Annotated in this window: 4 protein-coding genes; all 4 read right to left on the bottom strand. The window is 33.3% G+C overall.

Going from position 1 to position 2,018, the window contains the following annotated elements; all coding sequences use genetic code 11:
* Positions 1 to 954, bottom strand: a 954-nt coding sequence (locus J6V67_RS01335) for a molybdopterin-dependent oxidoreductase (protein WP_291857509.1), incomplete at its 3' end; no start/stop codon positions are given.
* The gene (locus tag J6V67_RS01330) at positions 951 to 1,142 is read right to left on the bottom strand and encodes a hypothetical protein (protein ID WP_291857507.1); all 192 of its coding nucleotides are present in this window, start codon (positions 1,140 to 1,142) and stop codon (positions 951 to 953) included. The genes J6V67_RS01335 and J6V67_RS01330, both read right to left, overlap by 4 nt.
* A gap of 8 nt (positions 1,143 to 1,150) precedes the next feature.
* Positions 1,151 to 1,396 (bottom strand): hypothetical protein, encoded by a 246-nt coding sequence (locus tag J6V67_RS01325; RefSeq protein WP_291857505.1) that lies wholly within the window; start codon positions 1,394 to 1,396, stop codon positions 1,151 to 1,153.
* A gap of 436 nt (positions 1,397 to 1,832) precedes the next feature.
* Positions 1,833 to 2,018, bottom strand: a 186-nt coding sequence (locus J6V67_RS01320; protein ID WP_291857502.1) for a flagellin, incomplete at its 5' end; no start/stop codon positions are given.

Genomic DNA, 2,018 nt, shown 5'->3' with positions numbered 1-2,018 from the left:
TTTATCGCTTTTACCTAATAGATATGGCAAGAATTTATCAAATCCAGTTGTATAATTAGCTATAAATTCTTTATCATATTTACCTGTAGTATATAGGTGATGTGCCATACCAAGCATCATAGCCGTATCTGTATTTGGTCTTGGCGCAATCCATTTAGCTTTATCGCCAAAGAATTTACCAGTTTCACTCCATAATGGATCAATTATAATAATCTCTTTGCCGCTATCTCTTAACTGCTCAAAATATTTAAACCCTTGATCATCTGTAGCGCTCCATGCAATTCTTAGAGTTGAGATCGGATTCATACCCCATAGAACTACAACTTTTGAGTGTTCTAGTACTACTGGCCAGCTAGTTTGTTGTTCATAAACTTCAATACTTCCAACTACATGCGGAATAATAACCTGACTAGCTCCAGTTGAATAATCACCCAAAGTTCCTACAAAGCCACCGCTTAAATTCATAAATCTATGTAGCAAAATTCTAGGATTGTGTAATTTACCACTACTATACCAGCCATAACTTCCTGCAAATATACTTTGCATACCTTTTTGTTCTCTTGTTTTTTTCAGCTCTCTTGCTACTAATTTAATAGCATCTTCATATTTTACCTCTACCCACTCATCTATACCTCTTAATTCTGGTTTTGGGCTATCTGGGTTTTCTAGGTAGCTTTTTCTTGCCATTGGGGCTGTTATTCTAGTTTTATATACTAAATCTGCCATTGTGTCTTGAAGTGGATTTGGGATTTTTGATAGAGTTTGATATGGCTTAGAGCTTATAATTTTACCATCTTTTACTGTAGCTTTTAGCATACCCCAGTGAGCTGCTGTGAATATTTCACCATTTTTAACCACTTGTGTATTTGGCCCAGCAAATAGATTGCTAGGTAGCATTGGGGCAAGGCTTAAAGCAGCGCCTAATTTTAAAAATTCTCTTCTATTTGTTTTCATTTTACATCTCCTTGTGAGGCTTTTTGTAGATATTGAATTATTAACCATTCATCTTTTTTATCAATTGGTGTGCGTGATAGCATTGATTTAAATAGCGATGGCCATTGATTTGGGTTATATTGGCTCTCTTTGTGCAAATGATGACAAATCGAACAATTCTCTTGATAAATTTGCTTTGCTCTATCCATCATCGGTTTTAACTCTTTTCTAGGTTATCTTTTGTAGTATAGGCTATTACCTTAACCTCGTCCCACTTGCCAGTCTCACCTTTTTTGATTATCTCATATTTTGGTGTTTTAGTTTTAGCAAATGATAATGCTATAATGCGCTCACCATTGCTATAATATATAACATTTGATGCGGTAGGATTTACAAATCCTCTTAAGCTAAATTTGATCTTATCGCCTGATTCTTCTATTACATCAATACCATTTGTTGGCAAAAGCTTACCAGCGATATCTTTTGAGTCTGGAGCTAGATATACTGGCTTGACATCTGTAGGGTATAGTATGCTAGCGCTAAGCGTACTAGATACGAGTAGGCTAGCTAATATTAACTTTTTCTAAATCCTTTTAAAAGTGATTGTATAATTATAGGCTAAAATAAAGTTTAAATTTGTCAGATATGTGACAGATAGAATTTATATTGATTGTACTAAGCATAGCTGAATTTGACTTGGGCTTTGATAATTTAGATTTAATATTTGTCGTAGTAATTTTTATCAATTACCATAATTTATAAATCTATTTTAATTGATAATATAAAAAGATTGATATTGCATATAAAACCCGCAATGGCTAAGCATTGCGAGTAAATTTAAACCAAGAGATTAGATTTCTAGTCTCTTGGTAATTTAAGCTATTAAAGATTTAAATTAATTACTGTAGTAGTCTTAATATATTTTGTTGTACTGAGTTGGCTTGGCTCATAGCGTAGCTACCACTTTGGGCTAGTATGTTAAATTTAGAGAAGTTTGCACTCTCACTAGCAAAGTCTACATCTCTTATTTGAGATTCAGCTGATTTTACATTTACTTGAGTAACTGTAATATTATTTATAGTAGC

The sequence above is a fragment of the Campylobacter sp. genome (assembly GCF_017646085.1).
Lineage (GTDB): Bacteria > Campylobacterota > Campylobacteria > Campylobacterales > Campylobacteraceae > Campylobacter.
This window is presented reverse-complemented; position numbering and strand designations above follow the sequence as displayed.